Origin of the sequence: Rhodoferax sp. (genome assembly GCF_013297935.1) — a bacterium.
Lineage (GTDB): Bacteria > Pseudomonadota > Gammaproteobacteria > Burkholderiales > Burkholderiaceae_C > Allorhodoferax.
On record NZ_JAAFIX010000012.1, the window covers coordinates 38,145 to 53,910 of the forward strand.

Below are 15,766 nucleotides of genomic sequence, written 5' to 3' on the forward strand. Positions count from 1 at the left end.
CCACCCGCCATGACTTCACGTACTCTTGCCTCTGCTTTGCTCGCCGCCGGCCTGCTGTTGACCGGTGCCGCCCAAGCCCAAGTGCTGGGTGCAATCACCGCATCGTCTACCGCCGTCAAGGTGGGCGAGCCTGTCACTATTACGGCCAATATCGACGTCATCAACGCCAACTACTGTGGCTTCGTGGTGGGCTTCGGGGATGGCACTTTCAAAGATGCCGTGAGCGACGTCAGCACCCCCGTGCCCTTGGTGATCACCCGCACTTATGACAAGCCGGGCTCCTACCACGTGACGCTGGGTGGCAAGAATGTTCAAAATCACCCGAACTGTGGTGGCCCAGAGCGGGCTGTAGACATTACCGTGACCGGTGCTGCCAAAGCTGCGGCCCCGGCCGCTCCGGCGGCCATGAAAGCTGTAGAGGTGTGTGAAAAGCCGTGGAAGTTGTCCGGCAAGCTCAATGCGAAAACCGGCGCATTTACGTGCGCAGCGAAGCCAGGAACCGCCTTGCCCGCGACCAAACCCGTGTGCAGCGGTGATTTGAGCTATTTCGAAAATATGAAGAAGGGCCAGTTCGGCTGCAAGCCCTGAGTGCCCGGCGGGCGCGGCCGGTGTGCCGCAGGCCCGCTAAGCGGTTGTCAAAACGCAGCAGAGGCTGCCAGGGCTGCGGCTTTGGCAGCCTCTTCCGCTTCCCGCTGTGCAGCCGCCGCTGCCGCAACCGGCGTCAGGGTGGTTTTGCACAGAGCGCGGGTCAGCGGGCGACCTTCTGCAAACGCCTGCAACTCGCCGGACTCCATGGCGACCCAGGCTTCGTTGGTCGTCAGGGGCTCGGTCACCACAATCACTTGCCGGTCTTCCGGGCCGTTCAGGTCGGAGAGGTCTACTGTCACGTCTTCATCTTTGAGCTGCACCTCGGGGAACGGGTGCTGGCGCAACACATAGCAGAGCTTGGTGCTGGCGTGGGCCCAGAGCGCCTGACCATTGCTGAGTAAAAAGTTGAAAGTCCCGTGCCGGGAAATCCGGGGCACCAGTTCGGACAAGGTCTTGGTCAGCTCTTCGACCGAGGGCACGGTGACATGCGACTTATTGAGCTCCTGCAGCAACCAGCAGAATGCCAGCTCGCTGTCCGTGCTGCCCACGGGCTTGAAACTGCCGTGCAGCGGGGGATTGAATTCCTTGAGGTCGCCGTTGTGGGCGAACACCCAGTAGCGCCCCCAAAGTTCGCGGGTGAAGGGGTGGCAGTTTTCGAGCGTGACCGCACCCACCGTGGCCTTGCGCACATGGGCTACGACGTTGTGGCTCTTGATCGGGTAGGACTTGAGCATCTTCGCAATCGGCGAAGTGGCGGCGCTTTCTTTGTCCACAAAGTGCCGTGCAGCTTTGCCGGGCTTGTCGCCTTCACTTTCGAAGAAGGCAATGCCCCAGCCATCGGAGTGGTGGTCCGTGCAGCCGCCGCGCTGCGAAAAACCGGTAAAACTCAGCGTCAGGCTGGCCGGTAGACGGCTGTTCATTCCTAGCAGTTGGCACATGGAAACAGTTTACTCTCCAGCTCGGGGATCAGGTCCGGGGTTCCGACCACAATTTGCCGCCCGTGGACCAGTTTTCGCGCTTGACCTCGGTGATGATGATGTCCACCGCCTCGGGCGAGCAGCCCAGCGTCTCGGCCGTTACCCGGGTGACTTCTTCCACCAGTTTCTTCTTTTGCTCGGGGGAGCGGCCTTCAAACATTTCAACGTGGTAGGTGGGCATGGTGGTCTTTCAAAGGGGATATGGGCGCGCAGATTAGACTGCGAGTCTTCGTATTTTCCTCCGACTCGTCCCTTGCAATTTTTGTTCCCTCCCTCCAAGCACACAAGCGCCCACCGGCTGCTGTGGCTGGTTTTTCTGTTGCATGCCGTGTGGGGCGCTGTGTTGGGCCTGTCGGTCGACGAGGCCCATTACCTGCTGTATGCGGCCCATCCGGCACTGAGTTACTTTGACCACCCTCCGCTGGTGGGGTGGGTGCAGATTCCGCTGGTCGCGTTGGATGCGCCGGTGGCGGTGTTGCGCCTGGTGCCGGGTCTGTGCTGGCTGCTCACGGTGTGGGGTGTTCACCGCTTGACCTTGCGGCTGTGGGCGGGCCATGGGTCGGCGGATCGCGCGGCCCTGGCCGCCGTGCTGGCCTTGGCGCTCGCGCCCCTCGTGCATGTGCTGGGCATCGGCCTGTTGCCGGACACGCTCCTGATGTTGCTGACGGTGGCCCTGATGCACCAGACCTGGACCCTGATGCAAGCCGGCGCCATGGGCCGCAGCGCGCCTTGGTGGGTGATGGGCGTGTTGCTGGGCTTGGCGGGGCTGGCCAAGTACACCGCGGTGTTTACCGCGTTCGCTATCGGGTTCTGTGTAGTGCGCGCCCAGGGCTTGCGGGTGTTGCGCCTGCCCGCTTTGTGGGGCGGCATGGCGATCGCGGCGGTGTTGATCAGTCCGGTGCTGGTGTGGAATGCTCAGAACGACTGGAGCTCGTTTGCCTACCAACTGGCGCATGGCAAAGGCAGCGTCTGGCAGGCCGAGCATGTGTTGCGCTTTGTGCTGACGCAGCTCGTGGTGTTCGGCCCGTTGTTCGGGTGGGCGGTGGCCGGGTGGCGCACGGCCTCCCGCGACCTGCGGAGCCTGGCTGCGTTGTTCGCAGTGCCCTTTGCCATCTTCACCTACATGGCCGGTGGTGGAACTGCTTTGCCGCATTGGACCGCACCTGCATGGGTCGCTCTGGCGCCTTTTGCCGGAATGGGGCTGGCGCTCGCTTGGCGGCACGGGGCGCGTCGCACAGTCGCAGGGCTGGCGGTGTTGCAGGGCGTGGTGTGCTTGGCGTTGCTGGGCCTGATGGGCACGGCCGGTTGGCCGCTGGTGCCCCGTAGCGATGCGGCGGTGGCCCCGCAGCCCAACCCGTTTGCGGACCTGCATGGATGGGATACGGCAGGTGACCGCGCCCGAGCGCTGGCGGCACAGCAAGGGCTCCCCCGGGTCGCGGTGCAGAACTGGACACTGGGCAGCCGCTTGGGCTGGTACGCCCGGCCTCTGCCCCTGTTTGTGCTGGCAGAAGGGGAGTCCCAGTTCCCCTTGTGGAGTGGTTCTTTGCCCCCCGGCGAAGGTGTGTTACTGGTGGACTGGTCGCACATGGCTTATGAGCCGCCGGTCGGGGCGCACGGCTTTGCCAGCTGTGCGCTGCTCGACGACCTGCCGGTGGCGCACCTCGGCATGCCACTGGCCCGCTTCCGTTTCTACGATTGCCGGGGTTGGGCCGGTGCGACACCGCAACCCCGCCTTACACTCGCGCCCACTGTTTCCGACTGAACGCCATGCTGCCTGCCCCCACCACTCCCCACGCCCTGGCCAGCCCGGTCGCCTCCCGCAGCTGGTGGTGGCCGGTGGTGATTTTTGTGCTCGGTGCGCCCTTGTGGCTGCAGATCTGGGAGCCGGCCTTTTTCATGGCAGTCAACCGCTGGTGTGCTCCGGTAGTGGCGGAGTTCTGGACCGGGCTTTCCTTGCTGGGCAATGGTTGGGGCTTGCTGGCGGTGACCGCACCCTTGCTGGTGCTGGCCCCCCGCCTGATGGTGGCCTGGTTGTGCGCAGCCCCTTTTGCGGTGCTGTTTGCCCGCACCGGAAAGTTTTTCATCGAGAGCCCGCGCCCGGCGGCCGTGCTGGACCCTGCGCAAATGCGGGTGGTGGGCGAGCTCTTGCACAACGTCTCCATGCCCTCCGGTCACACCTTGACTGCTTTTGCGGTGGCTTCCGGTATTTATTACGCGCTCACACCGGTCCAGCGCAGGCGCTTCGGTTGGTTGCTGTGGGTGCTGGCAGCCGGTGCAGGTTTGTCGCGGATTGCGGTAGCAGCCCATTGGCCCGGGGACGTGGCAGTCGGTGCGAGTCTGGGAATTTTGTCCGGCTTGTTGGGTCACCAGCTGTGGAGTCGCCTGAGCGAGCGGCAGTTTGCAACCGGTGCCTGGGGCTTGCGGCTCGCCGCGGTCTTGGTGGCACTGTCGGTCTACCACCTCGTCACCGAAGAGCTCGATTTTCCGGAAAATCATGTGTACCAGCAGGTGCTGGCGGTCGTGGCCGTGCTCAGTCTTCTTGCCTATGCACGTGCGGCATGGCGTTCGATGTTTAAAGAGAAATAGGGCACTAGCCCTGGTGTTTATTGCGCAATTAGCTATCAATTAAATAGCACATTTTGCCTTGAATGCCCTGATGCAATTCAGGGACTTGTACTCCTCTGCCATGATCCGGCCACCTATAGGGGAGTAGCAATCCCGGTGCGCAGGTGCCGGGTTTGCATGTTTCGTCAGTACGTCGCAGGCGGTCTTTACCGTCCCGGCCGGAGCATGCAGAGGCGCCAACAGTGCGCTCTCCCGCAAGACCTACAGGGAATGTTTCAACCATTTCGAGGTCTTGCTTATGCAAACAATTGCTCCCCTGTGGCTATGGGCCACCTTCGTCGGCATCGTTCTGGTGTCGCTCTTCGTTGACTTTGTCGTCCTCAAAAAGCAGGGCGCTCACGACATCGGCGTCAAAGAGGCGCTCAACTGGTCCCTCGTCTGGATTGCCTTGAGCTTTTTGTTCAATGGTCTGTTTTGGTGGGCGGTCAAAGACAGCACCGGTTCGACCGAAATCGCCAACACCAAGTCCCTGGAGTTCTTGACCGGCTACCTCATCGAGAAGTCGCTGGCGGTGGACAACATCTTTGTGTTCCTCCTGATCTTTACCTACTTCGCGGTGCCCACGCACTACCAGAAGCGGGTGCTGATGATCGGCATCATCGGTGCTATTGTGTTGCGCACCATCATGATTCTGGTGGGCGGCTGGTTGCTGGCTGAGTTCCACTGGATCTTGTATGTGTTCGGCGCGTTCCTGATCCTCACCGGTGTGAAGATGTGGTGGGCTGCTGGCCAAGAGCCCAGTCTGGATGACAACCCAGCCTTGAAGCTGCTGCGCAAGATCCTGCCCGTGAGCAAGCACTACGACGGCGAAAAATTCTGGACCGTGGAAAACGGCAAGAAGATCGCAACCCCCTTGTTCATGGTGATCTGCTTGGTGGCCCTGACCGACGTGATCTTTGCGGTGGACTCGATTCCTGCGATCTTCGCGATCACCAGTGACCCCTTCATCGTGCTGACCAGCAACGTGTTTGCGATTCTGGGTCTGCGTGCGATGTATTTCCTGCTGGCTGCTGTCGCTAACAAGTTCCACTTGCTCAACTACGGTCTGGCGGTGATCCTGGTGTTCATCGGTACCAAGATGTGCTTGATCGACATCTACAAGATTCCTGTGGGCGTGTCCCTGGGTGTGGTGATCGGCATTTTGGCGGCCACCATGTGGCTCAGCGTGCGCACCAGCAAAACCGAAGAGCACGCATGACCATCCCGCTCAGTCAGGCTCAGCGCCTGCGAGCGGCGGCGGCCGGGCTCCAGGAGAGCCCGCTCAGCCTCCAGCAGTTGTTCCGTCTGCACGGTCGTGCAGGCCCCGGGGCTTTGTTGGTGGTGTTGGCGGTGCCCTGTCTCTTGCCGGTGCCCGGAGCCGGCATGCTGCTGTCTACCGGCATGGCGATGGTGGCCTGGATGATCTGGCGCTACTACCCCCGCTTGGTCATGCCCCGCTCCGTGGGGCGTTTTCAGTTGTCCCCTGCCATGGCCCGACGTGCCTTACACACCCTCGCGTGGCTGTATGAGCGCGCCTCCCGCGTGATGCGGGCTCGCATGGGGTGGTGGCTGCAGCCATCGCACCGTGTCTGGCTGGCACCGCTGGTGGCGTTGATGGCGATGGTGATCTTTTTGCCGATTCCCTTTGGCAATGTCGTACCCGCAGCCGCCCTGTTGCTCATTGGCTTGGGGCTGGTGTTTGAAGACGGCTTGGCAATACTGACAGGCGTTGCCCTGGCCGTGGTGCTCTTAGTAGTGCTGGCAGCTGTGGTGGGCGGTGCAGCGCACTGGGCCCCTGAGCTCTGGGCCGCCCTGCCGTGGCACTCCCCATGACGGGGAACGCCGCGCTCAGTGCCCTGCCAAGCGCAGAGCGAGCGCGCTGAGGGCGCGATATGCCTCGCCGCTGGGCGCATCCCAGCGGTCCACCACCGCCGCTTGCCGGCTGATGGCAGCCACATCCCCGCGGGCCGCCGGGCCGGTGAGTGCCCCGGCAGGCCCGAGGCGGGTGATGTTGTCCACCGCATTGCGCAACAGCGTGGCGCGCAGGCCGGGCAGCAGGTGGGCAGGCACACCGCTGCGGGTCCAGGCCGCTTCTGCAACTGACTGAATCACCGGCAGAAAGTTGGTCGCAAACACAGCGGCTGCGTGGTAGAGCACTTTGTCGTCGCTGGCCACCCCGAAACATTGCGCACCGAGGGTGCTGAAGGCCCGCTCCAAGGTGTCGCAGGCCGAAGCGTCGCCTTCCAGCGCACAGGCGGTGCCCGCAAACTGTTGCACCGCCACGGCAACATCCGCAAAACTCAAAATACAGTGAGCGCTGGCCGTGCGCCAGCCTAGGTCGGCAAGGGGCTGCAGGCTGCCGGCATGTTGGGTGCCGCTGCAATGAAAGACGATGGGGTATGCGCCCTTTGCGCCTTTTTCACCCTGTGCACCCTTCGCATTGTGGCTGTCTGCCAGCGCGGTCGCCACCTCGGCAATGCGGGCGTCTTGCACCGCCACCATCCACACCTCGGCGGGGCGCATGGCGTGCAACGACGTAGCGGGCGTGCCCGCCCCGATAGCGGCGCAGGCAGCCTGTGCACTCCCCGCACTGCTGGTCAGCACATCTTGAATCTCGAACACGCCATGCCGTGCCCACAGGGTGGCCAATGTGCGGCCTACCCGGCCGGCACCTATCAGGTTCAGGGTTGTCACGCGCGATTCACTCCGGGAACGGTGGGCGCCGCTACGATGGCGCCATGAAAAAAATTCTGGTTACAGGCGGCACGGGTGCCGTCGGCAAATACATTGTGGACGATCTGGTGCAGCACGGGTACACCGTAGGGGTGCTGGACTTGGCGGCCCCCGTCCGCAGCGATGTGACCCACCACGCCGTAGACGTGTTGCAGCTCGATGCGGTGCTACAGGCCATGGCCGGTTATGACGCGGTGGTGCATGTGGCGGGCATTCCGCACCCGCTGAGCGACCCGGCCAAGCGGGTGTTTGATGTGAATGTGAACGGCACCTTCAACGTGCTCGAAGCCGCCGCCCGGCATGGCATTGGCAAAGTGGTGTTTACCTCCAGCGAGTCGACCATGGGCTTTGCCTTTGCGGCGCACCGGCTGGCGCCCTTGTACATCCCGGTGGACGAGGCACACCCCGCCCGCCCGCAAGACCCCTATGGCCTGAGCAAAGTGGTGAGTGAGCAAGTCTGCAAGACCTATTCGGACCGGTACGGCATGCGAACCGTGTGTTTGCGTATGCCCTGGGTCTGGCTGCCCGACGATGCGCAGCGCCCCTTCTACCGCTCGCTCGTGGCGGAGTACCCCAATTGGTACAAAAACATCTGGACCTTTGTAGACGCCCGCGATGTTGCCACCGCGCACCGCTTGGCCTTGGAAGTCGATCTGGAAGACTCACACGAAGCCTTTTTCATCACCGGCCCGCACAACTGGACGAGCCGTGACGGCCGTGCGCTGATGGCCGAGTTCTGGCCGGAAGTCACCGAGTTTGCCGCTGGCTTTGGCGGTACCGATCCCTTGATTTCCCACGCCAAAGCTGCACGACTCCTGGGCTATGCGCCGCGCTTTGGCGTGAGCGAGGTGCTGGGCTAGCGGGTCGCTCCAGGCACCGGCGCTGCTTGGTGCAGCTGGTGCCGCCGAAACGGCTGAACCTTGCCGGAGAGCCACAGCGCAATCCGGACCTCCAGGGCGTGCGTTGGCAGATAGGTCGCGGTGCTGGTGTTCAAGGCCAGCACGAGCAAGCAAGGCGCCCATCGCGAAGCCGGATGCCGCAAGGGTGTTTTCTCCAAGCGCCGCACTACCGGCAGACTGACTGCCAGCCCGAGCAGCCAAGCGGCGACCACCTCACTCACACTGTGCGCGCCCACCACCACCCGCGAGACTCCCACCAAGAGCGCAAGCACCGCACCTAGCGGGGCACCGACATCGTGCCCCCAGCGGCCGGGCAAGCCCCGTAGCAGCAGGGGCAGAATGGCTGCGGCCAGCAGGCCGTGGCCGCTCACACCGGTGAAGTCGATGGCGGCGATGCCGATGCCCCAGCCGTAAAACAAGCACTTGCTCGTGACCGTGAGCGCCACCGCGCCCGCCATGGCCAGCACATAGTGCCGCACGGCGGCATGGGCACCACTGCGCCACAGCCCGAATGCGACCAACACAAATGCGGGAAGAAGCAGGCTCGACGAGCCGAAGTGGGTCACCGTCCACCACAGCGGCGCAATCGGCGGGTTGCTCGCGGTCTCGCTCATACGATCAGGGGGGCGTCGTTCATGGCCTCGATCTGGTCTTCCAGCATCTGGATCTGGCCTTTCCAGTAGTCGCTCGTGCCGAACCACGGGAAGTTGACCGGGAAAATCGGATCGCTCCAGCGCCGGGCCAGCCAGGCGCTGTAGTGAATCAGGCGCAAGGTGCGCAGGGGCTCAATCAGGGCGAGCTCCATGCGGTCGAACTCGCGGAATTGCTCGTAGCCGTCCACCAGCATGCCCAGCTGCCGGGTTTGCTGCTGGCGGTCACCGCTGAGCAGCATCCAGAGGTCTTGCACCGCGGGGCCGGTGCGGGCGTCGTCCAGGTCCACAAAGTGCGGGCCGGGGCCTGCACTGGCCGCCACATCGGTGGGCGTCCAGAGAATGTTGCCGGGGTGGCAGTCCCCGTGCAGACGGAGGTGGCGTATGCCGCTCGAATTGGTCTTGTTTTGGCCTCTAGCCCGCTCCATGTCTGCGCGACCAGCTATCAAATCGATAGCTTCCTGGCAGCGCTTGCTCCACAGGGTTTGCACATCCAGCGGCACCATGTCGTGGGACAGCAGCCACTCCATGGGCTCGGCGGCGAAGGTTTGCACATCCAGCGCCGGGCGGTGCACAAAGGGGGCCCGCGCCCCGACGGTGTGGATGCGCGCCAGAAAGCGGCCAATCCATTCCAGCACCTCGCCGTCGTCCAGCTCCGGTGGCCGCCCGCCGCGGCGCGGGCTCACGCTGAAGCTAAAGCCCTCGAATTCGTGGAGGCTGTGCCCCTGGAACACCAGGGGGCCGACGGCGGGTATGTCGTCCGCCATCAGCTCGGCGGCAAAGTCGTGCTCTTCCTGAATTTGGGCCTTGCTCCAGCGCTCGGGCCGGTAGAACTTGGCCACCACCGGCGCGCCGTCTTCGAGCTGCACCTGGTAGACGCGGTTTTCGTACGACGACAGCGCGGTAAGCCGGCCATCGCCGCGCAGGCCCACGCTGTCCAGCGCGTCGAGCACCACGTCCGGCGTCAGGGTTTCAAAGGGGTGGGCAGCGCCGTGCGCAGTGGGGTGGGTCATGCGGGCATTGTCCCCCGCATTGGCACGGTGTTGCAGGTGCCGGGTGCAGTCCGTTCAGCCTAAGGGGCCGAGGTCGTCGCCGTAGCCGGAGAGTCGCCCGGACTCGGCGTCGGAGTCCGAGTAGCCTCCGGCGCTCGCAGCGGGGCTGTCGTCGCCCAGGTGTTCGAAGGGCAGCGCTTGCTTGACCAGAATGATGGTGCACGGTGCGTCCATCGCTACCTTGATCGGCACGGTGGCCACAAAGCGCTGTGTTTTGAGGCCATGGGTGGCGGCCCCCATGACGATCACGCTCACGTTGTTGCCCCGTGCGTAGTCCAGCAGGGCTTGCGCGACATCGCCGCTCTCCAGCACATGACAGGACATCTGGTGCCCTGGGTGGTCGAGCGGTTGCGCCCATTGGCGCATAGCGGTCAGGTAGCGGCGGTGAACGCTGGTTTCGCTGCGGTCTTCGTCAGAGGCACTGGTCTGGCTGCCGGAGATCACGGTCACGCAGGCCAGGCGCGCCCCCGGTCGGGTGCCCAAGGAGCGCGCAACGGCCTGCCGCAGGCTGTAGAGGGTGGCGTCGCTGGCATCTTTGTACGGCACGGCCACCATGACGATGGGCACTTCTTCGAGTTGCTGCGAGGGCAAGGGGCTGGGCTGGTAGTGCATGCCCGCGGCCTTGATCCAGCGTTTGAAGTGGGTGCGGAAAGGGGTGCTCTCAATATGGGTGCCGCGATGGGTCACGTGTACTTGGGTCGGGTGGGCCAGGTCAAACGCCAGGTGCGCCGCAGAGGGGTAACGCTTGGCTGCTTCGGGCTCCAGGCATCGCAAGACCACTTCCTGCAGCCAGGCGGGCACGTCGGAGCGGCGCTTGCGCGGGGGGACCGGGTCCATCCACAAGCGCTGGCGCAGTCCGGCGTTGGTCTGGGGCTCCCCGAAGGGCAGCTCTTCGGTGCACAGCTGGTAGAGCATGACCCCGATGGCAAACACATCGCTGCGGGGGTCACCGCGAACGCCCACCACCTGCTCGGGTGCGATCCAGGCCGGTGAGCCCACGGCCTTGCGCAGCTGCTCGGCCAGCAGGTCCGGAAAATGGGCGTGGCAGGAGAGGCCGAAGTCCAGGAGCACGGCGCTGCCGTCATCGCGCAGGAGCACGTTCGCGGGCTTGAGGTCCAGGTGCACGGTGTTTTGCTGGTGCAAGGCATGCGCGGCCCGCGCGACTGCAGCACCCAGGCGGGTGATGTCGGCAATGTCGAGGGGTTGCGGCGCGTCCAGCCAGTGTTGCAGCGTGCGCCCCTGCACATATTCCATGACCAGGTAGGGCACATGAAGCAGGTCGCCCGCCGCCACAAAGCGCGGTGTGTGCGGGCCGCTCAGGGCCTGCATGATCTGGCATTCCACCTCGAAACTGACAATGTTCTCGGCCCCGTCCCCGGAGGTCATGCGGGGTACCTTCATGGCCATCTCGAAACCCGGGCCGGGCCGCCCGTCGGCGTACATCACGCGGTAAATGTGGGCCATGCCACCGGAGTGAATGCAGGCTTCGACCAGAAAGCCGTCGAGCACCTCTCCGGGTTCGAGCAGTTTCATCGGCCTTCCTCCAGGCGCTGTGCAAAGAACTCCGGCAAGCCGGCTTTGCGGATTGCGGTAGCTGCTGCAAAGTGGTCGTAAGGCACCCGGTGGAAGGTGAGCTGTTGGCGTTCGGTGTCGAGCAAAGCGTACATGGCCTGCGGCTTGCCGTCCCGGGGCTGCCCCACGGAGCCGATGGTGCTGAGCCACTGCCGGTGCCGCGGCACCGGTACCGGCACCCCGGGCTGGGGGGTGAATTTCATGAGTCCGTCGGTCCCGCGGTAGTACAGGCTTTGCAGGTGCACATGGCCGCCGAACACGTAGCGCACCTCCGGTAGGGCGCTGGCGGCATTCAGGCTCTGGGTGGCACTGCGCTGGTCGTAGACGTAGCGCCAGAGTTCGGGCGCATCGACACTGGCATGGACCAGCAACACACTGTCCTGATGGTAGGTCAGGGGCAGGGCATCGAGCCAGTCGCGCTGGCTCTCGCTCAGCTGCCGGTGGGTCCACTCGGCGGTGCTGTCGCCGATAGTTTTGGGCACGGGGGGCGGGCTGACCGCCATTTCGTCATGGTTGCCTTTGAGCACAACAGCGCCCTCCTCGGTGAGCAGCATGATGCGGTCCAGCACCTCCGAGGGTTGGGCGCCGTAGCCCACCATGTCGCCCAGAAATGCAAAGCGCTGCGCCTGCTGGGCGCGCGCATGCGCAAGGCAGGCGTCCAGCGCCTGCAGGTTGCCGTGAATGTCGGACAACAATGCCAGTCTCATCAAGTCTCCGTCGCTATTCTTTGTGTTCCGGCGCATCATGCCTTGGTCGGCTGACGGCAAGTTTGCAAGGCGTCGCCCCAGCGTCAATTGATGCAGGTCAAAGCCGGGCCTGTATCGCCACCGTAAAGTGAAATCATGCGCAAAGTCAAACTGCACAAACTCGTGATCGGTCGCCGGGGGCTGTTGTATTCGCTGGGCCTGTGCATGCTGATTCTTGGCATGGGGGGCCTGGGCTTCTGGGCCTTGGAGCCGCAGGCAGAGACCCTGTCCGACGGGCTGTGGCTCGCCTTCACTACCGCGGCTACGGTGGGCTATGGGGATATCGTGCCCAGCACCCATGCATCGCGCACGTTTTCGGTGGTGGTGGTCCTCATGGGGCTGGCGGTGTTGTCGCTGGTAACCGCCTCGGTGGCGGCCATGTTGGTCGAGGTGGAGGAGCGCGAAGTGGAGGGGGAGTTGATGCGCGAGATCCACGCGCTGCGGCTGGAGGTGCGACATCTGCGCGGCGAGGTACGCGCGCAGCCAGCGGCGACCGGACAAGAAAAAGCCGACACCCCGCGAGGGGCGCCGGCTGGACCACTGAGCGCGTCCGGCAACGTGGTGCCGGATGATCAGGGGATCAGACCACGGTAATGGTCACGTCGATGTTGCCGCGGGTCGCGTTGGAGTAGGGGCAAACTTCGTGGGCCTTGGCCACCAGAGATTCTGCGGCGGCTTTGTCCATGCCGGGGATACTGACTTGCAAAGCCACTTCAATACCGAAGCCTTGGGGAATCTGGCCGATACCGACCGATGCGTTGATGCTGGTGTCAGCAGGCAACGCGATTTTCTGGGCGCCCGCCACAAACTTCATGGCGCCGATAAAGCACGCGCTGTAGCCGGAGGCAAACAGCTGCTCAGGGTTCACGCCAGCGCCGGGGCCGCCCATTTCTTTGGGTACTGCTAGCTTCAGGTCCAACAGCCCGTCGGAGGTGCGGGTTGTGCCGTCACGGCCGCCGGTAGAGGTGGCGTGGGCGGTGTAAATGACTTTCTCGATCTTGTTGCTCATGGCGCTTCTTTCATAAAGTGCTGCGGTGTGCTGCAGCGGGGTGGGTAATGGGGTTGTGGGTTACGCGGTCGTCAGGCGCTCGCGCAGGGCCTGCACCTGTTGTGTCAGGCCTATGAGCTCGTCCAGCGGGCAGTCGGCGGCGGCCAGCACACAGGCGGGGATGCGTGTGGCTTGCACTTTCAGGGTGCGGCCTTTGGGGCTCAGAAAAACTTCGACGCGGCGCTCATCGGCAGTGCTGCGTTGGCGGCTGAGCAAGCCGGCTTGCTCCATGCGCTTGAGCAGGGGGGTGAGGGTGCCGGAGTCGAGGTAGAGGCGCTCGCCCAGGGCGGAGACGCTCATGCCGTCCTGCTCCCACAGCACCATCATCACCAGGTATTGCGGGTAGGTGAGTTGCAGCTCTTCCAGCATAGGCTTGTACAGCTTGGTCATGGCCAGCGAGGTGGAGTAGAGCGCAAAGCACAGCTGGTTATCCAGCCGGAGGGCGGCGTCGTTAGCAGAAAGGGTGCGGGACGTTGGCATGGGTTGAATTATAGCCAGCAATTTAATTGTGTGCAATTTAATTTGAAGAAATGGGGTTTTGCCGGCAGCAAGGGTAAATATCAGCTTGGCATGGCCGGGGCTCATGGGGTAACGTTTACGTCACCCTGAATGAGGAGACTGCACGTGTTCGACTACATCATCATTGGCGCAGGCTCGGCGGGCTGTGTGTTGGCGGCTCGCTTAAGCGAGAACCCTGAGGTGACCGTGGCCCTGCTGGAGGCGGGCCCCGCGGACACCAGTGTGTTGGTCCACTGCCCTGCCGGCTTGGCCGTACTGGCCAAAAATGGAGCTGCCAACTGGCAGTTTGAGACCACTCCGCAGCCGGGGCTGAACGGCCGCCGCGGCTACCAGCCGCGTGGCAAGGTGCTGGGCGGGTCGAGCTCGGTGAATGCCATGATCTACATCCGCGGGCAGCGCGAGGACTACGATGGCTGGGCCGCAGAGGGCAACCCCGGGTGGGCTTACGACGATGTGTTGCCCTACTTCATCAAGGCCGAAGACAACGCCCGTGGGGCAGACGCTTTTCATGGAGCGGGTGGCCCGCTGCATGTTCAAGACCTGACCACTCCCAACCCCTTGGGGCCTGTCTTTGTGCAGGCCGGGCAAGAGGCAGGTTACACACACAACCCTGACTTCAATGGCGCCAGCCAGGAGGGTGTGGGGGTGTTTCAGGTCACGCACAAACATGGCGAACGCTTTAGTGCCGCCAAGGCCTACCTTACGCCCCACCTGCAGCGCCCCAATTTGCAGGTGTTTACCGGGGCGCACACCACGCGCATTCTGCTGGAGCACAAGCGCGCCGTGGGGGTGCAGTTTCTGCAAGACGGGGTGATGAAAGAGCTGCGCTGCAGCCGAGAGGTGCTGCTGTCTGCGGGGGCCTTGCAGTCACCACAAATTCTCATGCTCTCGGGCATTGGCCCGCACCAACACTTGGTCGAAAACGGTATTGCTACCCTGCACGACCTGCCCGGGGTGGGGCAGCACTTGCACGACCACGTGGACGTGGTGCAGGTGATGAATGCACCCGATTTGAAAGAGAGCTTCGGCATCTCGCTCCAAGGGCTGGCTGCCGGCATCAAGGGAGTGTTGGAGTGGCGCAAGCAGCGCACCGGTGTGTTGACCACCAACTTTGGCGAAGCCGGTGGATTTGTGAAGAGCCAAGCTGGTGAGCTGACGCCGGATCTGCAGTTTCACTTTGTGATTGCCAAGCTGGTGAACCACGGGCGCAGCACAGTGCTGGGCCATGGTTATTCGTGCCACGTGTGCCTGTTGCGACCGGAGAGCCGCGGCAGCGTCCAGCTGGCCAGCAAAGACCCGTTTGCTGCGCCCCTGATCGACCCCAACTTTCTGGCCGACCGCGCAGACGTAGAGCGCCTGGTGCGGGGCTTCAAGCGCATGCGCGCTCTGCTGCAACAGCCCGCGCTAGCGCGACTGGGGGGGCGCGAAACACCCAAGTCCGCCCACGCTACGAGCGACATGGCCATTGAACAGTTCATCCGCGACAACGCCGACACCATTTACCACCCGGTGGGCAGCTGTCGCATGGGCAACGGCCCGCTGGATGTGGTGGACCACGCGCTGCGCGTGCGCGGTATCCAAGGCCTGCGCGTAGTGGATGCGTCCATCATGCCCCGCATCGTCAGCGGAAACACCAATGCACCCACCATCATGATTGCGGAGAAGGCGGCCGACATGATCAAGGCCGCGCAGCATAAAAGCATTTAACGGGTGCTGACGACTACCGGATCAAGGGCTACTTGAACGCAGGTAGTCTTGGGCGATCTTGCGCACATTCACTCGCTTGAGCCCACTATTCAGCACAGCCCGCATGGCGTCTGCTCGAGCGGTGCGGTTAAAGCACACAAAAAGCGGGAGTCTTGGCATGGTGTAGCGGGGTGCCATTTGCAACCCGTTCAGTTGATGCTTACGCGTCAGGTATTCAAACACCTGCTGATCAATGGACACGTAGTCCACCCGGTTCGCCTCCAATTTCTTCAGGCTGAACAGGTCACTGGGCGCTTGATCTGGAATGAGAAGACCGTGCTCTAGAAGGCGAGTGATGTCGGGGCCATTGTCATACCCTTCAACAATGCCGATCCGCCTCCCGTGAAGGTCTGTCCAATCACGCCAAGGCGGTAGACCGCCGGTGCGCTGTGCCAAACCGAATTGAAAGCTACCGATAGCATCGGATAAGACACCTTGGGCCTCGGCGCACTCTAGCTGGGATGCTGAGTAGAACCCCAAGGGGCCTGCGACACTCCCCTCCATAGCCATTTTGATGGCGCGCCGCCACGGTAACACCTTGATGTCAACGGCGTGGCCCTGAGTGGCATAGGCTTGCCGGAGTACAACGGACAAAAAACCTTGCTGCGGAATAGCACCAGAGTAAGGCGGCC

General features: G+C 63.4%; 18 protein-coding genes. 8 read left to right on the top strand and 10 right to left on the bottom strand.

Going from position 1 to position 15,766, the window contains the following annotated elements; genetic code table 11:
- Positions 1-9 precede the first annotated feature (9 nt).
- Positions 10-588, top strand: coding sequence for a hypothetical protein (locus QZW03_RS14855; protein ID WP_296510797.1), 579 nt, complete (start codon positions 10-12; stop codon positions 586-588).
- A gap of 47 nt (positions 589-635) precedes the next feature.
- Here the strand turns inward: QZW03_RS14855 and QZW03_RS14860 are convergent, their stop codons facing one another.
- Positions 636-1,526, bottom strand: coding sequence for a class II glutamine amidotransferase (locus QZW03_RS14860; RefSeq protein WP_296510798.1), 891 nt, complete (start codon positions 1,524-1,526; stop codon positions 636-638).
- 28 nt (positions 1,527-1,554) lie between these two features.
- Positions 1,555-1,746, bottom strand: a complete 192-nt coding sequence (locus QZW03_RS14865; RefSeq protein ID WP_087496029.1) for a 4-oxalocrotonate tautomerase — start codon at positions 1,744-1,746, stop codon at positions 1,555-1,557.
- Between the two features lie 72 nt (positions 1,747-1,818).
- Here QZW03_RS14865 and QZW03_RS14870 point away from each other — a divergent pair, with 72 nt between their 5' ends.
- From QZW03_RS14870 to QZW03_RS14885, 4 genes are all read left to right on the top strand, one after another.
- Positions 1,819-3,327 (top strand): glycosyltransferase family 39 protein, encoded by a 1,509-nt coding sequence (locus tag QZW03_RS14870; protein ID WP_296510799.1) that lies wholly within the window; start codon positions 1,819-1,821, stop codon positions 3,325-3,327.
- A gap of 5 nt (positions 3,328-3,332) precedes the next feature.
- The gene (locus QZW03_RS14875; protein WP_296510800.1) at positions 3,333-4,151 is read left to right on the top strand and encodes a phosphatase PAP2 family protein; all 819 of its coding nucleotides are present in this window, start codon (positions 3,333-3,335) and stop codon (positions 4,149-4,151) included.
- Between the two features lie 277 nt (positions 4,152-4,428).
- On the top strand, positions 4,429-5,388 hold the full coding sequence (locus QZW03_RS14880) for a TerC family protein (protein WP_296510801.1): 960 nt from the start codon (positions 4,429-4,431) through the stop codon (positions 5,386-5,388).
- On the top strand, positions 5,385-6,002 hold the full coding sequence (locus QZW03_RS14885) for an exopolysaccharide biosynthesis protein (protein WP_296510802.1): 618 nt from the start codon (positions 5,385-5,387) through the stop codon (positions 6,000-6,002). Before QZW03_RS14880 ends, QZW03_RS14885 begins: the two co-directional genes overlap by 4 nt.
- A 15-nt stretch (positions 6,003-6,017) precedes the next feature.
- Here QZW03_RS14885 and QZW03_RS14890 read toward each other — a convergent pair whose 3' ends face one another.
- Complete coding sequence (locus tag QZW03_RS14890) at positions 6,018-6,863, bottom strand: Rossmann-like and DUF2520 domain-containing protein (protein WP_296510803.1); 846 nt, start codon at positions 6,861-6,863, stop codon at positions 6,018-6,020.
- Positions 6,864-6,907: 44 nt separating this feature from the next.
- On the opposite strand from QZW03_RS14890, the gene QZW03_RS14895 reads away from it, so the two are divergent.
- Positions 6,908-7,762 carry an NAD(P)-dependent oxidoreductase gene (locus QZW03_RS14895; protein ID WP_296510804.1) on the top strand — a complete coding sequence of 285 codons (855 nt, stop codon included), beginning with the start codon at positions 6,908-6,910 and terminating at the stop codon, positions 7,760-7,762.
- Here QZW03_RS14895 and QZW03_RS14900 read toward each other — a convergent pair.
- From QZW03_RS14900 to QZW03_RS14915, 4 genes are read right to left on the bottom strand one after another with little or no spacing between them, the layout of a single operon-like run.
- Positions 7,759-8,415 (bottom strand): phosphatase PAP2 family protein, encoded by a 657-nt coding sequence (locus tag QZW03_RS14900; protein ID WP_296510805.1) that lies wholly within the window; start codon positions 8,413-8,415, stop codon positions 7,759-7,761. The genes QZW03_RS14895 and QZW03_RS14900 overlap by 4 nt on opposite strands.
- On the bottom strand, positions 8,412-9,464 hold the full coding sequence (locus tag QZW03_RS14905; RefSeq protein ID WP_296510806.1) for a serine/threonine protein kinase: 1,053 nt from the start codon (positions 9,462-9,464) through the stop codon (positions 8,412-8,414). The genes QZW03_RS14900 and QZW03_RS14905 overlap by 4 nt, the downstream gene beginning before the upstream one ends.
- 54 nt (positions 9,465-9,518) lie before the next feature.
- Positions 9,519-11,036 carry a bifunctional serine/threonine-protein kinase/universal stress protein gene (locus tag QZW03_RS14910; RefSeq protein ID WP_296510807.1) on the bottom strand — a complete coding sequence of 506 codons (1,518 nt, stop codon included), beginning with the start codon at positions 11,034-11,036 and terminating at the stop codon, positions 9,519-9,521.
- Positions 11,033-11,782, bottom strand: a complete 750-nt coding sequence (locus QZW03_RS14915; RefSeq protein ID WP_296510808.1) for a metallophosphoesterase family protein — start codon at positions 11,780-11,782, stop codon at positions 11,033-11,035. The genes QZW03_RS14910 and QZW03_RS14915 overlap by 4 nt, the downstream gene beginning before the upstream one ends.
- A 135-nt stretch (positions 11,783-11,917) precedes the next feature.
- Between QZW03_RS14915 and QZW03_RS14920 the strand changes: the two genes are divergently transcribed.
- Positions 11,918-12,415 carry a potassium channel family protein gene (locus QZW03_RS14920; RefSeq protein WP_296510809.1) on the top strand — a complete coding sequence of 166 codons (498 nt, stop codon included), beginning with the start codon at positions 11,918-11,920 and terminating at the stop codon, positions 12,413-12,415.
- Here the strand turns inward: QZW03_RS14920 and QZW03_RS14925 are convergent.
- Both QZW03_RS14925 and QZW03_RS14930 read right to left on the bottom strand, forming a co-directional pair.
- Complete coding sequence (locus QZW03_RS14925) at positions 12,402-12,830, bottom strand: organic hydroperoxide resistance protein (protein WP_296510810.1); 429 nt, start codon at positions 12,828-12,830, stop codon at positions 12,402-12,404. The two genes, QZW03_RS14920 and QZW03_RS14925, sit on opposite strands and share 14 nt — an antisense overlap.
- A gap of 60 nt (positions 12,831-12,890) precedes the next feature.
- A complete protein-coding gene (locus QZW03_RS14930; RefSeq protein WP_296510811.1) occupies positions 12,891-13,349 on the bottom strand; it encodes a MarR family transcriptional regulator in 459 nt (152 codons plus the stop codon).
- A 144-nt stretch (positions 13,350-13,493) separates the two neighbouring features.
- Between QZW03_RS14930 and QZW03_RS14935 the strand changes: the two genes are divergently transcribed.
- Positions 13,494-15,095 carry a choline dehydrogenase gene (locus QZW03_RS14935; RefSeq protein WP_296510812.1) on the top strand — a complete coding sequence of 534 codons (1,602 nt, stop codon included), beginning with the start codon at positions 13,494-13,496 and terminating at the stop codon, positions 15,093-15,095.
- Between the two features lie 21 nt (positions 15,096-15,116).
- On the opposite strand, the gene QZW03_RS14940 is transcribed toward QZW03_RS14935, so the two are convergent.
- Complete coding sequence (locus QZW03_RS14940; protein WP_296510813.1) at positions 15,117-15,728, bottom strand: hypothetical protein; 612 nt, start codon at positions 15,726-15,728, stop codon at positions 15,117-15,119.
- Positions 15,729-15,766 lie beyond the last annotated feature (38 nt).

Excerpts from the sequence above, each read along its gene's own strand:
- QZW03_RS14860 (WP_296510798.1), bottom strand. The coding sequence starts at position 1,526 with ATGTGCCAACTGCTAGGAATGAACAGCCGTCTACCGGCCAGCCTGACG.
- QZW03_RS14880 (WP_296510801.1), top strand. The coding sequence starts at position 4,429 with ATGCAAACAATTGCTCCCCTGTGGCTATGGGCCACCTTCGTCGGCATC.
- QZW03_RS14930 (WP_296510811.1), bottom strand. The coding sequence starts at position 13,349 with ATGCCAACGTCCCGCACCCTTTCTGCTAACGACGCCGCCCTCCGGCTG.
- QZW03_RS14905 (WP_296510806.1), bottom strand. The coding sequence starts at position 9,464 with ATGACCCACCCCACTGCGCACGGCGCTGCCCACCCCTTTGAAACCCTG.
- QZW03_RS14920 (WP_296510809.1), top strand. The coding sequence starts at position 11,918 with ATGCGCAAAGTCAAACTGCACAAACTCGTGATCGGTCGCCGGGGGCTG.
- QZW03_RS14900 (WP_296510805.1), bottom strand. The coding sequence starts at position 8,415 with ATGAGCGAGACCGCGAGCAACCCGCCGATTGCGCCGCTGTGGTGGACG.
- QZW03_RS14855 (WP_296510797.1), top strand. The coding sequence starts at position 10 with ATGACTTCACGTACTCTTGCCTCTGCTTTGCTCGCCGCCGGCCTGCTG.
- QZW03_RS14885 (WP_296510802.1), top strand. The coding sequence starts at position 5,385 with ATGACCATCCCGCTCAGTCAGGCTCAGCGCCTGCGAGCGGCGGCGGCC.
- QZW03_RS14910 (WP_296510807.1), bottom strand. The coding sequence starts at position 11,036 with ATGAAACTGCTCGAACCCGGAGAGGTGCTCGACGGCTTTCTGGTCGAA.
- QZW03_RS14895 (WP_296510804.1), top strand. The coding sequence starts at position 6,908 with ATGAAAAAAATTCTGGTTACAGGCGGCACGGGTGCCGTCGGCAAATAC.
- QZW03_RS14875 (WP_296510800.1), top strand. The coding sequence starts at position 3,333 with ATGCTGCCTGCCCCCACCACTCCCCACGCCCTGGCCAGCCCGGTCGCC.
- QZW03_RS14915 (WP_296510808.1), bottom strand. The coding sequence starts at position 11,782 with ATGAGACTGGCATTGTTGTCCGACATTCACGGCAACCTGCAGGCGCTG.
- QZW03_RS14925 (WP_296510810.1), bottom strand. The coding sequence starts at position 12,830 with ATGAGCAACAAGATCGAGAAAGTCATTTACACCGCCCACGCCACCTCT.
- QZW03_RS14865 (WP_087496029.1), bottom strand. The coding sequence starts at position 1,746 with ATGCCCACCTACCACGTTGAAATGTTTGAAGGCCGCTCCCCCGAGCAA.